We start from the raw sequence: 12593 nt of genomic DNA, 5'->3' as shown, positions 1-12593 counted from the left end.
GTCAGGCCCCCACCCTCCGGATACCTCACCCCACCGGCATACCGCAGGGATCATGAACCGTCACCACCCGACGACAACCCGAAAACCTCAGTAACCGGCGCATGCCCGATGGCATAGTCCGCAACTAGTACGAGCAGATCGCCGCCCCCCGCCCGGGCCTGCGTGATGAGGGCTTGGACCACGTCGTCACCGACGACCGGCTGATGCGGCTGCGGCTGCTGCAGCGCTCCGTCGACCGTATCCACGGCGACCACCGGGTCGACGGCGACCACACCGAACGCGCCCGCCCTATGCTGGCCCGCCGGTTCTTCGGCGAGGACCTGGCGGAGACCTTCCACTGGATGCCCGCCCCGCCGGTCACGTCTGGCTCGATGTCGGCGACGAGGTCGCGACGCCACTGCCGCTGCACGAACTCCTGACCCGCCGCTGGGGCTTGCACGAACGCCTTGTGAAGTGCACGTACTACATGCCCAGCGCCCACCCCGTGTGGACGTTCCGCAGATGCGACCTCCTCGGCTGGGACGCATCCCTGATAGCGGCGGCCGGCCTTACCCCGCCCCGGACCGAGCTGGCCAGTGTCCTGTACGCCCCCGGAGTACCTGTCCGGTTCGGCCCATCCGTCCGGCTGCCGCCGGGCCACCGCACGCACTGATCCCAGAGCCTCCGCGCTCTCACCGTCCCACGGTGCTCCAGTCGGCAGGTGTGGGCGCAACCGAGCGTCCCGCCGCGTGCTCACGGAGGCGCCGTACGAGTTCCGGCAGGTCGGAGGCGGGGAAGCTCACCTGGAGCAGTCGTAGGTGGAACTCCGATTCCAGCTCCTCCTGGCGCGTGGCGACGTCCATGGGCCTGATCTTGACGTCCCATGCGCCCGGGGCGGCCCAGTGCGTCACTGCTGCCGGCGCCGGGATGGCTGGCCGGCCGGGGCGGGCGGCCAGAGGGCTACTGCCATCGGCAGATGATCGACGCGGTCCGCTACCTCGTCGACAACGGCATCAAGTGGCGGGCAATGCCGTCCGGCTTCCCGCCCTGGCCACGGGTGTATGCCTTCTTCGCACGCTGGCGGGACACGGGCCTGCCGGCGGAGGTGACGGGCCTCTTCGGGAGCCTGCGTCACGCCGCAGCGTGCTGGTGGTCCCGGGTACCCCACCGGTTCGGTGGCCCAAGGGATCGCCGAGCTGCACGACCGGCTGCGCGAGGCCGTCCGCAGTGCCGAAGGCCGTGATCAGGAGTCGAGTGCGGCGGTCGTGGACGCCACCGTCGCCCTCACCTCGCGAGGTTTCGACGCGGGGAAGGAGGTCAACGGACGCAAGCGGCGCCTGCTCACTGACACGCTCGGGCTGCTGCTGGCCGTGCTGGTCACCCCGGCTTCGACCACCGACCGGGACGCCGCCCGCGTCCTGCTCGCAGCGGTCAGGGACCGCTTCGGGCGGCTGTCACGGGTTCTGGGCCGACGGCGGTTACACCGGCCACCTCGTCGACTGGAGTGCGGCACAGCTCGGAGTCGTGCTCGACATCGTCCGCCGAAGCGACGACATCCGCGGCTTCCAGGTCCTGCCCCGCCGCTGGGTCGCGGAGAGATCTTTCGCCTGGTGTCTGCGCAGCCGGCGCCTGGTCCGGGACTACGAGCGGCGCACCGACACCAGCGAAGCCTTCGTCCTGTGGTGGATGACCATGCTCGTGAGCCGTCGCCTGGCCACTCGACACCAGGGACCTGATGCGGTGCTGGCAGCGTGAACCTGCCTGGTTTCTGCTCGACCAGCCAGCCTCGTTCCACCAGCCGCTTCAGCCGTGCCCTGGCACCTTCAACGCGGGAGGCGGACGCACTGTCCCAGCCCAGCACCACCGCAGCCCGCCGGGCCCCGAGCCCGTCGGCTCCGGCATCGGCCGCGGCGGCCATCAACACCTGATACTCCGGCGACAACTCCTTCACCCCGGCCGCGTTCCGCCGGTGAGGCACCGCCCGGCGCGGTCCGATGGGCTTCCTCCGCGGCACCTCGCCGGCCACCTCGGCAGGTGCCTCCTCCTCGGCCAGCGCCTCCAGATACTCCTCCAGGCCGATCACCCGGCGTCGCTGCACTTCTTCCGCGTCCGCCAGAGCCGCCCGCACCCGTTCCAACTCGTCTTCGAGTTGCCTCCCCCGCGCGGCTGCGGCCTTCTGCCGTGCTTCCAGAACCGCCCGCATCGACGGCATCCGCCACCCCCACGACCTCTCGACCGGCAACAAGCCGAGACTCCCGCGGCAGCACCTGCTTCATGCCTGACCAGCAAAGACGTCACACGAGGTTCGGAAAGAGAACGGCCTCTCAGGTCGTGCGCGCGGCCGAGCAGGGCGGGTGAGAGTGATGTGCCGGTACCAGCCCGTGTAGCGACGGACCTCATACTGGTCCAGGCCGCATTCGGGACTGCTGCATGGTCAGGTGTCACCCAACCCTGCAGCAGTCCCGGGTCAACGCCCCTTCGCTGAGCCCCCGGACGATGTGACAGGGGATGTTCGTTTTGCCGGATCCCTTGTCCAGGCCTTCTCCCGGGCTTACCGTGCAAGTCAACTGCTGCATGCGTAACGGGGGTATCCATGCGCGCTGGGTTGCGCGGCACGGGGGGTGCCGCATTCATCGTCTGCTTATTGTTGCTGACTGCCGGGTGTGACTTCGGGGGCGGCAAGGACACGTCGCAGGACAAGGGTGCGGAGGCGCGCTCCGCCTCGCCCTCGGCTTCGCCTTCACCCTCTGCGACGCCGAGTCCGCTGACCGCCGGGCAGGTCAAAGCCGCCCTGCTGACAGCCGCAGAATTGCCGTCGGGGTGGCGGAAGGACCGCACGTTCCCGGAGGACGACAACGCCGGCCAATACGAATTCCAGATCGCCATCGCCGAGAAGGCGGCCTGCCAGCCGGTGCTCGACACCGTGGTCGGCTCCGACGACGGGCCCAAGCCGGAGAACGTCGCGGTGCGGGCCTTCACCAAGGGCCCGGACGGGCCGAACCTGCTGACCGGCATCAGCGCATACCTCCCGGACGAGGCGAGGGAGAGGGTGGACGCGTCCACGATGCCGAAAGACTGCACTGACTTCACGGCGACGGATCAGGAACTCGGCAAGGTCAGGGTCCGGTTCCAGAGGCTTAGCCTCCCCGACGTGGGAGACGCCTCTCTGGGCACCCGGGTCAGGCTGATTCCCGCCGACAAGACTGTCTACTCGCTGCAGTTCGACAATGCAGTCGTACGCGTGGGCGGCGCCATCGTCAACGTTTCGATGCTCAGCTACACCAAGACCGACCAGGCATCATTCGAGCGGGCCGTGCGGGCGTCCGTCGACAAGGCCACCAAGACCGCAGCGACCTCCTCCCCGGCCCTTGACAGCTGATCGGTCACCCCCGGCAATGCCCGCTCGTGTGACCGAGAGCGCCTCTGAGCCCGAGCTGACTAACGAGTACCTTCAGGTGATCCGTAAGACCGGGGAGAACGCGGCCGCCTCCCGCAGCGGGGGAGCCCGCTCTGGATCGGTGGCCACAGTGCCGCCGGGAGACGCGGGCGGTCGGCTCGGCGCGACGGGGTATCCGCTGTGGATCAGGCTCGACTGGCTTCGTGAGGCTGTGGAACGGATGAAGGAGATCGTGACCGAGGATCCACGGCCGGTGCCCGCGTCGGTCACCCGCATCGTGCGGGTGACCGACGAGCCGGCCGCGCGCCCCAACCGTCCGGCCGGTGAGGGTACGAACGATCAGATCCTCAATGACTTCGAACAACTGCGTCCGCTGGGCGCGGAGACCGTCGTGCTCGACCGCTTCGGCGGCGATCCCGAGGAGACATGCCACCCAGAGGTCGCATGGCAGACGCTCGCGACCGTGGCGCACCGGCACCAGGTTCCGGAGCGCACCTCGTCGTAGTGGATTCGCCGTACCCTGATCACTCGGCACTCCTGGGGTGGAAGCCAGCGATACCGCGGACTTCCGACCCTTGGGAAAACCGGCTCTGGGCCACGCATTGTCGTCGCGGTATGCCGCGCCCGAGGGGGCGTTCCGTACGTCACGTCCCCTCGCGTTCACCTGTCGGGACGGTAGCGCGTCGAAGGCGACTGCCGGAAGTGAACGGGGAACTCTTGTCGGCCTGTTGGGCGGGGCGGGCGTCCTGCGTCAGCGGAACCGGTGGCTCACCTCCGCCCAAACGGTCTTGCCGCCCGGCGGATGCGGTTCGGTGCCCCAGCGGTCGGCCAGAGCGCCGACCGCTGGGGCAGACCGCGGCCCGGTCCCTCGCCCGGTCGGCACTGGAGAGGAGCAGGATCAATCCGAGGAGCCGAATGCACAAGGCCGTGCAGTCCGAGCCTGTCAGGACTACCGACCATCGTGAAGTTCCTGGTCAACAGGTGTTTTGGCACCCTACAGGGCGCCCCGGGGGCCGCGGCTGTGTCCATCTGTCTTGATCAGCTGCTGGTGCCGGGAGAGGAGGGTGCGCGGGGAGACGATCTGGCGGGCGAAGCAGTCGGGCGAGGATGCCCACCCGCTCGAGGCGGCCATCTTAATGCCGAGGACAGTCAGCTCACTGGCCACCCAGGTCGGTGATCCGAGCCTGGATCAAAGGCAGGATCTCTTCCTCGGCCCGTGCGATGGAAGCAGCTAGGACGGCGGGGTTGAGCTTGCGGTGCGGGATATGTGCGAGCTTGTCGCGCAGTGCGATCGGGCCGCTGAAAGCCGGTGTGACCACGCCTCGCGCGGTCTGCTTCAACATTTCCCCGAAAGTCAGCATGCAGTATGCGAGGGCCAGCAACATCGTGTCACCCGGCTTCGGCTCTCCTTCTGCGAGGAGTGCACGGGCACGCGCCAGTGCGGTCTGGGCGTCAAGGAGAGCGGTCAGCTCCCGCTGTTCACGCTCCCCCAGAGATTTCGTCACGCCACACCTCGTAGATCGTCCAGAGACTCGCGTTCCTCAAACTCCATTCCGGGGCCGCGTGGCACCACCTCCACGGCTGCACCAAGGATTCCTGTCAGATCAGCCTCGAACGCTGTCACGTCGAAGTAGGAGCGCCCCTCGTCCAGCGAGGCGATCAGTTCGCCCGGCTCTGCGCTCAGCGCGAAGTGGTGCAGGCCGTAGCGGTGCCCGAGTTCGTGGATCGTAGCCGCGTTGGCACGCAGTACGGCCTCTGTGGCAGGCCTCATCACTGCTCCTCTCCACCGGCAGCCCCACGGCTGCGGACCCATCGGAACGCATCCACACTACCGGCCGACGGCACATCTTCGAGTGGCACACGATCGACCTATAGTCGACGCCATGAGCCATTGGGAGGAGTTGACCGGGGGGACGGTTCGCGGCACTGGCCCGTAAGGGGAAGGACGTACACGGTGAGGCGCGTTTCTGCACAGCGCTCGTGTCGGCCGGAGCGCGGGTGCTGGACGCGGGGCAGTGAGGGTCGCCTTCGGCCTGGAAGAAGCCCATCTGCCCGTACCTGTGGGGTGCCAGAAGTAATGCATAGCCTTTGAACAGGTACTTTGCAGCCCCAGTCGCTCATGGCAGGGTCGGGCTGCATGGCGTTGCGTGTGCTGTACCTGGTCTTCCTGAAGCTTCTCGGGTTGCTCCTGCTGTTGTCGCGGTCGGAGGAGGCCAAGAACGTCGAGCTGCTTGCGCTGCGCCACGAGGTCGCGGTGCTGCGCCGCCAGCTCGGCGCCCGGCCGCGCCTCGCCTGGCCGGACCGCGCCGTGCTCGCAGCTCTCGCCCGACACCTACCAGGCAGGCTGCGCCGGCACCGCCTGGTCAACGCTGGCACCCTCCTGGCCTGGCACCGACGTCTGCTGCGCTGGAAGTGGAAGCAGAAATCCGCGCGCACCGGCCGACCGCCGATCCCCGAGGAGCTCACCGCCCTGATCCTGCGCCTGGCCCACGAGAACCCCACGTGGGGCTCGACCCGTATCCAGGGCGAGCTGCGGCGCCTCGGCCGCCGAGTAGGCGGTGGCCGCCGCCCGAGCCGCGATCACCACAGACACCTCCGCACTCCTGTCCCTCCTCGGGGACTCCGACCCCACCGTCCGCGTCGATGCCGCCTACGTCCTGGCGACCGCCGCCGACCCCGACCACATCATCCGGACCGCCTTGGCCAACGGATTCGCCGCCGAAGGTGACGCTATGGTCCGCGCCGCCCTACTCCTGGCCACCGCCGAGATCACCCGGGCCCACCCGCACCCGCCGACCGTTACGTGGCTGCGCGAACGGTGGCACGACCGGACGGAGGCCCCCGAAGCCCGCCTGACGGCGGCGGTCGGCTGGCTCTGCCTCACCGACCAATCCGCACCCGAGCAGCTCCGCCGGACCGTCGACGCCCTCGCCGACGACGAGCGCGCACACGCCATGGAGGCCCTGCCGTGGATGAACGCCGCCTCCGGCACCAACGAACCAGGACTCCTGCGCTGTAGACGCTGCATGCTCCACCCAGAAGAACCCGACCCGGAAGCGGTCTTCTGGGACTCCCTGTTCTGAGCAACCGGGCTGTGGTTGTGCATCGGAGTTGTCCAGCGGGGCCAACTGCGGTGCTCGGTCACGCTTGAGACCCAGGGCGAGCGGCAGCAGGCCAAGGTAGGGGATGGCGGACTCGGGCAGGATTGTGGCGCCGAACGCGGCGGCCGCCGCCACGGCGAGGATCGAGGTGAACCCCTCCAACCACCCAGGCGCCGCGCTGGCGCTTTGCCTGATGGTCAGACAGCGCGTAGTCGCGGCCCCTGGAGGGTTTCCGGCTGCTCGACAGGGTCGGAGGCGGCTTCTGTCGCCCCTTCTGCCGTGTCCTGGGCCGCGGAGCGGAACTTCGTCTTGAGGTGCGGCGTCGCCTTCATGGTGGCGGCGGTGAGCGCACCACCCGCTACCGCGGAGACCGCGACAAGCGCGGCGACGGCACGTTTTCCGTTGAGCAGGTCCGCGTGGCCAACCAGGTTCCTGGCGCTGTCGCGCAGGAGCGTGCTGTGCCCCCCGCTCGCCGAGTTCGACAGGGCCGTCCCGACCGCGCGCTTCACCAGCATCAGTTCCCAGACCGAGCCAAACAGCGCCAGGTGACGGCGAACAGGCCGGCTGCCTGCCCGATGATGCCAGGCCCACGAGTAGCCGCTCTCCTCTGATGCGGTTGTCCGGCGGCGCAACCGGCAGCCCGTACCGCCGGTGGTCGAGGGGTCAAGGCTCGGTGCTGTCCATTCTCGTGAACATCGAACACGACGCCGCCCGGGTGCCTCCCGAAGTGGTGAACATCTGCTGTCGAAACTCGTGAACAACGCCACTAGCCAGGACACGAAGTCGTGGCTGCCGCCGGCGGAGTCCGTGCGGACCAGCGTCTGGCGCCCTCGCCGGTACTTCTTCGGCATTTGGGCCAGGGCGAGGTGGGCGGTGGTGATGTGGTCGGCTGCCGTGTTCGAGCCCGCGTTTCCCGGCCTGAGAAGAGCGGCGACCGGCTCTCCGGTTCCGCCCGGGCCGTGGTCGACGAAGGCCGTCAGAGGATGATGCCCATAGGTCTTCTTCCAGGTTGCGGCTGCGTCTTCCTTGTCGGAGTGCGCGATCACCAGGACGCCGTCGAGGTCGATCGGGACCTGCCCATCAGCGTTTGGGGCGTGCTTGCCTGCCAGTGACCAGACCCGGCTGCGGACTTCGGACCGCGCGGACCGGACGGCCTGCAGGGCTTTCTCGCCGGAGGCGGCGAGGGTATCGATCAGGCGGGAGACGGTCGGGTCGGAGGCGACCGGGCCGAAGACGGCCGGCTCACACCGCAGCATCGCGACGTCCGCGAGGCAGTCGCCGCCCAGTGCGACCGCCAGAGCGAGGTCCAAGAGGGCCTTGCCGGGATCGTGGACGGCCCGCGGTTTGCGCCACGGGGCCAGAGCCTGGGATATGGCCTGGTCAAGACCGGTCTTGTGGACCGTTTCGACGAGCAGGACCGCCCCGGCTTGGGAGACGACCTGGCCGCCGTCGTCCTGGACGCGGACACGGGGGTACAACCCGATAGAGTGCTTCACCTGGGAAGTGCCTCCGGCGATGGCAGGAACAAGGACCTCGACAATCCTCATTCTTGCTGGTCAGAGGCACTTTCTGCTTTCTTGACCACCTGCCGGACAGCCCGCTTCATGAAAGCGCGAGGCTAGAGAGAACGGTTGGTCACGGTCGTGTCGGGCGAAGTTGAGCCCATGACGACCGCTGCCGATCGCGGGCGAGCGCTGGGGTTGCGGTACGTCGCTGCTGTGCGGGTAGCGTCCACCTAGTGGATCTCAACCGCATCAAGGATGTCCCCGGCGGGCTGACTCGGCGGGCTCGCAACTTTGTCGCTGTGCACGGCATCAGGGTCGATACCCGGTCTGTCGAGCGGCGCAGGCAGTGGTGGCTTGACCGGGGAATCCCAGCGGGTGTCGTTGACCGCATGGCGGCCTACCAGGAGCACTGGGGCGGCCTACTCCTGCCGCCGGCCTCCCAGTACGACGGAGGGCCGAAGTATTTCGACGCCGACTCCCCCGAAGGAACGTCCTCCGAGGGCTGGTGGTTCGAGGCCGGCACACAGCGGACCGCCGTTCCTTACGCATTCATGATCGGCCCGGCCGGTGAGTTTGGGATCCAAGCGGACAGCTGGGCGCCGTTGCACGCGAGTGTCGAAGGGTGGATCGAGGTGCTCGCGCTGACTCATCACGCGTCGATGTGGGCCAAGCAGATCACGAAGATCACGGGCGATGACGTCGATGGCATCGAAGTTGATGCCATGGAACCGGTCCTGGAGGTACAGGGGCTCGCTGACAACTGGTGGCGCGGTGCGGATTCGCTGGTCGCGATCTACACAGGCGAGGCGCGATGCCTGTCCTTTCCAAGGGGGCGTACTGCGTTGATCTACTCCGGCCTTGACGAGTGGGGGCTATACGGAGGTGTCGGCGACGGGTCGCCTCGGGCGGAGCAGTCTTGAAATCTGCCGACTCAGCCTTCCCAGGTTCGAATCCTGACGCCGCCACGCTTGTGGGAATCGGCCTCTGACCAGTGAGTTTGGTCAGGGGCCGTTCTCGTTCTCGGCTCACATCAGTACCCGCCGTTCCCCGGTGTTCCCCGCCCGTTCTGGCACGGTCGTGGCACGTGTCGTGACCTTGATCACTGGCTACCAGGCCCCCAAGGACCGTGCGGGGGTCTCGCGGTGCGCCCCTCGATGCGAACTATGGGCACGGAGGTCGCTGAGGTCTGGTGGGCTGGTCAGACGGGCTACTGGGGGCATGTGCGGTTGACCCCGGTCGGCATGGTTGCTGTACTTCGCTGCTGACCCGCACAGGCATCTGCGATCATCATCAGCGTGACCGATGACGAGGTGCTGGCGGCCGTCAAGGCCCGCGTTCAGGCAGGGCGCCCAACGGAATGGCGCGACAGGCTGCTCACGCCGGCACCCGCATCTGCGGAGGCACTGGCGGAGGCAGAGCGCATCATCGGTTACCCACTCCCGCCTCTGCTCCGCCGCCTTTACACAGAGGTGGCAAACGGCGGATTCGGTCCCTCCGGCGGCATCGAAGGCCTCCGCAACGGACACACGAGCGACGGGCCAAGCATGCTGGAGATGTATCTCCAGTACGACGAGCCCGATCCGGATCCGGAAGCGCCACCTGCCCCGCCTCACGGGGTGCTGTTGTTCTGCGACCACGGCTGTGCCACGTGGTCCATGCTCGACTGCCGCCACCCGGAAGGGCAGATGTGGTGGTGGGACCAGGGAGAGCGGCACAAGTGCGACCTGCTGCTCCGTGAATGGCTGAGCATGTGGCTCGAAGGGAAGCTTAAGGACGGCATCCCGGACGACCTCGCGCTGGAGGACGACGAGTCTTGGCACCGGCCCGAGACCGACGGCCACTGAGCCCATTGCCACGATGAGTCTCGCGGCAACCTCGGCGGGGTCCTCGATGACGAAGTCAAGCGCCGCTGCCCGGGTCCTGAAGCACCAGTTTGGAAGATCGCGTACGCGGATGGGCACTGACCTGGCGAGACGCTGAGCTGCTCGTTCTTGGGGTGCTCGCCGACGTTCCCCGGTGTTCCCCGCGGGGCGCCGCTCGATCAGGCACGCTAGGGACGCGGTGCCCACCAGGGCTATTCGTAGACCCGAGCGGCAGTCAGTGCGTCGGCTTGAGCACGCTCGCGAGGTTGGGCCGCACGCGTCCGGGTCCTTGCCGACCGGGCCTACCGCGGAGCTGGAGCCACCGTACGCACCCCCTACTACGGCCGAGACCTTCCCGAGAAGTACGCCCCTTCAACCGCGACCACGCCCGGCTGCGGGCACCGGGAGAACGCGCCTTCGCCCGCCTCAAGCAATGGCGGATCTTCCGCAAGGCCCGCTGCAGCACCAATCGCACGCCATCGAGACCGTCTGGCGATCAGGATGAGAAAGCTTCAGTCATCTGGATAGCCTTGTCCAGGGCCTCTGGTATGCGTTCGCCGTGAGCTGATCGTCACCGAGGTAGGTAGCGGTACCGCGGTCGGCGGCGGCAGAGTGTGCTGATGGTGTCGATCTCCGTACAGGCGCAACCTAAAGACGCGAGGTCCTGGGTCACCCTGGCACGACGGTGCGAGGCAGCAGGTGTTGATGCGCTACTCGCCGCTGATCACCCGGGTACGGCAGCATCTCCATTCGTTGCCCTCGCGGCTGCCGCATCGGTCACCGAGCGCCTTGGTCTCGGGTCCTACGTGTCCCACGCTGGTGTCCGGGAGCCGCTGCTACTCGCCAGTGACGTCGCAACCCTCGACGTTGTGTCCGGCGGGAGGGCGCGTTTGGCGTTGGGGGCTGGCCACACTCCAGTCGAGTGGGCGATGCTCGGTTCACGTCGGCCGGACATTGCCGGGCGTGTTCGGCGCTTCATAGCGGTAGCAGAGGCATGCCGCGCGTTGCTGGCTGGAGATGAGACAACCAGCAACGGCCCTGATGTATATGCACAGGCAGCGCGACTGGACGCCCCCCGCCCGGTGCAGTCTCGGGTGCCGTTCACGTTCGGAGGCGGCAACTCCGCGCTATTGCGGTGGGCTGGTGAGCATGCCGACGTTGTCGCATTGAGCGGACTCGGCCGCACGTTGGCAGATGGGCACAGCCACGAAGTGCGGTGGCGAGGTGACGTTATCGACCGGCAGGTGGAACTGATCGAACAGGGTGCTGCCGGTCGGAAGACAGCACCGTCACGAGAAGCGCTCGTCCAGATGGTGGAAATCACCGACGACGCGGGGGCAGTTGCACACCGCATTGCCGAGCGTTTTGGCAGCACCGAGCACGACGTGCTGGCCTCACCGTACGTGTGGATCGGCACCGAAAACGAAATCCTCGCGGCGATGGCCAGACACGAGCAGCGCTGGGGCATCACCCGGTACGTGGTGCGCGAGCCGGCTCTGGACGTAGCCGAAAACTTGATCACACGTCTCCACTGCGAGGGCTGGGATTCCCGGCCAGCTAAGCCAGGTGACAACTAATAAATCTGTCGGCTTACGCCTGCGCAGGTTCGAACCCTGCACCCGCCACACCAAGGGAAAGGGCCCCTGAACTGTAAAAACGGTCGGGGGTCGTTCGCTTGTCCGGCTCACTGCGGCTCCCCCTGGTTCCCCGCCTCATCGGGCACGCAACGGGCACGCGGATACGGCCGACCTTCCGCTTTTCAGGCCTTGAGTGGCCTTGTGGTGCACTCTCCAGGAGGTGCGCGGAAGTAGCCATCAGTATGTGGTTGTCCGCCGCTGTTGGCGTAGGCCAAGAACGATGCCCCAGTAGCGTGATCACTGCCTTGTAAGTTCAAGCCGGGGGTGGAGATCGCCTGGTGGTTCTCCAGCATGTGACAAGGTCTCTGGTCCCCGGGAGGCTGGTCCGGTTCGCCATTGCCCGGCGATGTTGATGTCAGGGCTGGATGTCAGCTACGAGCCGTACTTGGAAACCACTCGCGTGCCGACCGGGTGGCCTCCGGATGCGGGGGCTTACCGGCTGCGAGGACGTGCGGATACTGGTGTGTCTGTCCGACGCATGCAGGGGAGGGTGAGTGGCCAGGATCAGCTTTGGGATCTTCGCGATCGTGTTCATGCTCAGCTGCTCGGTGGTGATGGTGCGGGTGGCCTGGCTGCACTGGACCCACTCGGACCGGGCTCCGGCCCTGCGCACCTACCGGTATTCCTCGAACCCGTCTGTCATCAGGGGGCACGAGCGCGGCATCGTGCCGCTTGCGGCGTGGCTGACGGCTTTGAGCGGGGCGATGCCGCTTGTCCTCACGGGCGTTAGGTCGCTCGTGGTGACGGGCGCGCTCCTCATCGTGGGGTCATTTCTCCTGCTGACCGCGCACGTCACGATCGCCTGGTTCAACTGGCCGAAGGTGCTGGTTCCGCCGCACCGGCGTCAGGAGACTGGTTCGGTCGTCGAGTGGTTCCGCCGGGGGAAGTCGCAACGGTGCGCCCGTGGTGATCGGCGGCGCGTAGAGCCCTAGTTTGGAAGAGTGCGTACGTGGATGTCTGCTGAGTTGGGGAGTCGCTGACCTGCGGGGGAGCGGGTGATTCGCCGTGGTTCACCGTTGTCGGTGTGAGGTCTCAGGACTTCCTTGACGGTTTGTCGTCAGGAGATCCTTGACGGTCCTTCTGGGTTCCCATGCCTTTGACGTAGAGCCTGG

15 protein-coding genes and 5 pseudogenes are annotated in these 12593 nt (G+C 67.4%); 14 read left to right on the top strand and 6 right to left on the bottom strand.

What is annotated here, in order from left to right; translation table 11 throughout:
* Positions 1-173: 173 nt before the first annotated feature.
* A complete protein-coding gene (locus ACIPM1_RS33240; protein WP_402441017.1) occupies positions 174-419 on the top strand; it encodes a hypothetical protein in 246 nt (81 codons plus the stop codon).
* Positions 338-652, top strand: coding sequence for a DUF2071 domain-containing protein (locus tag ACIPM1_RS33235; RefSeq protein ID WP_402441018.1), 315 nt, complete (start codon positions 338-340; stop codon positions 650-652). The genes ACIPM1_RS33240 and ACIPM1_RS33235 overlap by 82 nt, the downstream gene beginning before the upstream one ends.
* Before the next feature lie 19 nt (positions 653-671).
* Here ACIPM1_RS33235 and ACIPM1_RS33230 read toward each other — a convergent pair whose 3' ends face one another.
* Entirely contained in the window at positions 672-842 is a 171-nt protein-coding gene (locus tag ACIPM1_RS33230) for a hypothetical protein (protein ID WP_402441015.1), read from the bottom strand.
* Positions 843-862: 20 nt separating this feature from the next.
* Here ACIPM1_RS33230 and ACIPM1_RS33225 point away from each other — a divergent pair, with 20 nt between their 5' ends.
* A complete protein-coding gene (locus tag ACIPM1_RS33225) occupies positions 863-1222 on the top strand; it encodes a transposase (protein ID WP_402441013.1) in 360 nt (119 codons plus the stop codon).
* Positions 1155-1715 (top strand): transposase, encoded by a 561-nt coding sequence (locus ACIPM1_RS33220; RefSeq protein ID WP_402441011.1) that lies wholly within the window; start codon positions 1155-1157, stop codon positions 1713-1715. The genes ACIPM1_RS33225 and ACIPM1_RS33220 overlap by 68 nt, the downstream gene beginning before the upstream one ends.
* On the opposite strand, the pseudogene ACIPM1_RS33215 reads toward ACIPM1_RS33220, so the two are convergent.
* Positions 1679-2182, bottom strand: a pseudogene (locus ACIPM1_RS33215) (hypothetical protein); the annotation flags it as partial. The gene ACIPM1_RS33220 and the pseudogene ACIPM1_RS33215 sit on opposite strands and share 37 nt — an antisense overlap.
* 390 nt (positions 2183-2572) lie before the next feature.
* On the opposite strand from ACIPM1_RS33215, the gene ACIPM1_RS33210 reads away from it, so the two are divergent.
* Both ACIPM1_RS33210 and ACIPM1_RS33205 read left to right on the top strand, forming a co-directional pair.
* A complete protein-coding gene (locus tag ACIPM1_RS33210; RefSeq protein ID WP_402441009.1) occupies positions 2573-3358 on the top strand; it encodes a hypothetical protein in 786 nt (261 codons plus the stop codon).
* A gap of 28 nt (positions 3359-3386) precedes the next feature.
* The gene (locus tag ACIPM1_RS33205; protein ID WP_402441007.1) at positions 3387-3881 is read left to right on the top strand and encodes a hypothetical protein; all 495 of its coding nucleotides are present in this window, start codon (positions 3387-3389) and stop codon (positions 3879-3881) included.
* A 489-nt stretch (positions 3882-4370) separates the two neighbouring features.
* Here the strand turns inward: ACIPM1_RS33205 and ACIPM1_RS33200 are convergent, their stop codons facing one another.
* The 3 genes from ACIPM1_RS33200 to ACIPM1_RS33190 are packed head-to-tail and all read right to left on the bottom strand — an operon-like array spanning position 4371 to position 5147.
* Positions 4371-4508, bottom strand: coding sequence for a hypothetical protein (locus tag ACIPM1_RS33200; RefSeq protein WP_402441005.1), 138 nt, complete (start codon positions 4506-4508; stop codon positions 4371-4373).
* Between the two features lie 22 nt (positions 4509-4530).
* Positions 4531-4881 (bottom strand): hypothetical protein, encoded by a 351-nt coding sequence (locus tag ACIPM1_RS33195; RefSeq protein WP_402441002.1) that lies wholly within the window; start codon positions 4879-4881, stop codon positions 4531-4533.
* Positions 4878-5147: a hypothetical protein gene (locus ACIPM1_RS33190; protein WP_402441000.1), complete on the bottom strand. Its 270-nt coding sequence runs from the start codon at positions 5145-5147 to the stop codon at positions 4878-4880. Before ACIPM1_RS33190 ends, ACIPM1_RS33195 begins: the two co-directional genes overlap by 4 nt.
* A 112-nt stretch (positions 5148-5259) precedes the next feature.
* On the opposite strand from ACIPM1_RS33190, the pseudogene ACIPM1_RS33185 reads away from it, so the two are divergent.
* Both ACIPM1_RS33185 and ACIPM1_RS33180 read left to right on the top strand, forming a co-directional pair.
* Positions 5260-5389 (top strand): annotated as a pseudogene (locus ACIPM1_RS33185) (SAM-dependent methyltransferase); the annotation flags it as partial.
* Positions 5390-5934: 545 nt separating this feature from the next.
* Positions 5935-6459 carry a hypothetical protein gene (locus tag ACIPM1_RS33180; RefSeq protein WP_402440998.1) on the top strand — a complete coding sequence of 175 codons (525 nt, stop codon included), beginning with the start codon at positions 5935-5937 and terminating at the stop codon, positions 6457-6459.
* 785 nt (positions 6460-7244) lie between these two features.
* Here the strand turns inward: ACIPM1_RS33180 and ACIPM1_RS33175 are convergent.
* Positions 7245-7973: pseudogene (locus tag ACIPM1_RS33175) on the bottom strand (IS1380 family transposase); the annotation flags it as partial.
* Between the two features lie 242 nt (positions 7974-8215).
* Here ACIPM1_RS33175 and ACIPM1_RS33170 point away from each other — a divergent pair.
* The 6 genes and pseudogenes from ACIPM1_RS33170 (at position 8216) to ACIPM1_RS33145 (ending at position 12413) form a co-directional block, all read left to right on the top strand.
* Positions 8216-8902 carry a hypothetical protein gene (locus ACIPM1_RS33170; protein ID WP_402440996.1) on the top strand — a complete coding sequence of 229 codons (687 nt, stop codon included), beginning with the start codon at positions 8216-8218 and terminating at the stop codon, positions 8900-8902.
* Positions 8903-9277: 375 nt separating this feature from the next.
* A complete protein-coding gene (locus ACIPM1_RS33165) occupies positions 9278-9826 on the top strand; it encodes an SMI1/KNR4 family protein (RefSeq protein ID WP_402440995.1) in 549 nt (182 codons plus the stop codon).
* Positions 9827-10120: 294 nt separating this feature from the next.
* Positions 10121-10407 (top strand): annotated as a pseudogene (locus tag ACIPM1_RS33160) (transposase family protein); the annotation flags it as partial.
* Positions 10408-10464: 57 nt separating this feature from the next.
* A pseudogene (locus ACIPM1_RS33155) lies at positions 10465-11016 on the top strand (LLM class flavin-dependent oxidoreductase); the annotation flags it as partial.
* Between the two features lie 72 nt (positions 11017-11088).
* Entirely contained in the window at positions 11089-11421 is a 333-nt protein-coding gene (locus tag ACIPM1_RS33150; RefSeq protein WP_402441019.1) for a hypothetical protein, read from the top strand.
* Between the two features lie 554 nt (positions 11422-11975).
* A complete protein-coding gene (locus ACIPM1_RS33145) occupies positions 11976-12413 on the top strand; it encodes a hypothetical protein (RefSeq protein WP_402440993.1) in 438 nt (145 codons plus the stop codon).
* Positions 12414-12593: the final 180 nt, after the last annotated feature.

It is taken from the genome of Streptomyces sp. NPDC086766, from assembly GCF_044746005.1.
Classification (GTDB): domain Bacteria; phylum Actinomycetota; class Actinomycetes; order Streptomycetales; family Streptomycetaceae; genus Streptomyces.
The sequence above is the reverse complement of the archived record's forward strand: the minus strand, read 5'-3'. Positions and strand labels throughout refer to the sequence as shown.

What these genes read in the sequence shown, in the direction of transcription:
- ACIPM1_RS33230 (WP_402441015.1), bottom strand. Translation starts at nt 842, where the DNA reads ATGGACGTCGCCACGCGCCAGGAGGAGCTGGAATCGGAGTTCCACCTA.
- ACIPM1_RS33225 (WP_402441013.1), top strand. Translation starts at nt 863, where the DNA reads ATGCGCCCGGGGCGGCCCAGTGCGTCACTGCTGCCGGCGCCGGGATGG.
- ACIPM1_RS33210 (WP_402441009.1), top strand. Translation starts at nt 2,573, where the DNA reads ATGCGCGCTGGGTTGCGCGGCACGGGGGGTGCCGCATTCATCGTCTGC.
- ACIPM1_RS33200 (WP_402441005.1), bottom strand. Translation starts at nt 4,508, where the DNA reads ATGGCCGCCTCGAGCGGGTGGGCATCCTCGCCCGACTGCTTCGCCCGC.
- ACIPM1_RS33190 (WP_402441000.1), bottom strand. Translation starts at nt 5,147, where the DNA reads ATGAGGCCTGCCACAGAGGCCGTACTGCGTGCCAACGCGGCTACGATC.